Genomic DNA, 236 nt, shown 5'->3' with positions numbered 1-236 from the left:
GTTACTCATGTTCTGAGTAACCGTATAGGCGCCCGCCTAATAACCCTTCCGGCCCTACCAGTACGTACTTACGGAGCGCACGAGGAGAGGCGTACATGCCCGATTCCGGTGAGGACCTCTTCTCGTTGCTCGATCTGACGGAGTACGAAGCCGACGCCTTAGAGGAACTGCTGCTGTTGGGCCGGACGACGGCGCCGGATCTCGCGGAGGCGACGGGGATTCCGAAAGCACGGATC

Annotated in this window: 1 protein-coding gene; it reads left to right on the top strand. The window is 60.2% G+C overall.

Features of this window, described 5'->3' with window-relative positions:
• Window positions 1-95 precede the first annotated feature (95 nt).
• Window positions 96-236, top strand: a 141-nt coding sequence (locus EXE45_RS19055) for a TrmB family transcriptional regulator (protein WP_137695205.1), incomplete at its 3' end; no start/stop codon positions are given.

The sequence above is a fragment of the Halorubrum sp. SP9 genome, assembly GCF_005435015.1.
GTDB classification, from domain to species: Archaea; Halobacteriota; Halobacteria; order Halobacteriales; family Haloferacaceae; genus Halorubrum; species Halorubrum sodomense.
The sequence above is the reverse complement of the archived record's forward strand: the minus strand, read 5'-3'. Positions and strand labels throughout refer to the sequence as shown.